At 61.1% G+C, this 324-nt stretch carries 1 protein-coding gene; it reads left to right on the top strand.

Annotated elements, in window-relative coordinates:
- Positions 1-324, top strand: a 324-nt coding sequence (locus QWI17_RS14910) for a P-type ATPase actuator domain-containing protein (RefSeq protein ID WP_441294593.1), incomplete at both ends; no start/stop codon positions are given.

Below are 324 nucleotides of genomic sequence, written 5' to 3'. Positions count from 1 at the left end.
CCACCAAGGAAGCGATCAGCAACATCCGCCAGAAACGCTTCGAGATCGATTCGCTGATGCTTCTCGCCGCAGCCGGTGCCGCGAGCATTGGCGCCTGGGCGGAGGGGGCTCTGCTGCTGTTCCTGTTCAGTCTGGGGCATTCCCTTGAAAGCTACGCGATGGGGCGGGCCAAGAAAGCGATTGAGGCACTGTCCAAGCTCGCACCAGCCACCGCGATCGTACGCAGAGCAAATGGCACGTTGGAAATGCCTGTGGAGCTGCTGGTTCCCGGTGACGTTGTCATCGTGCGCCCCAATGACCGCCTACCGGCCGATGGTTTTGTTG

The organism is Gilvimarinus gilvus, assembly GCF_030518155.1.
In the GTDB taxonomy this organism is placed as follows: Bacteria; Pseudomonadota; Gammaproteobacteria; order Pseudomonadales; family Cellvibrionaceae; genus Gilvimarinus; species Gilvimarinus gilvus.
Note: the sequence above shows the minus strand (reverse complement) of the source record. Positions and strands in the feature narration are given on the sequence as shown.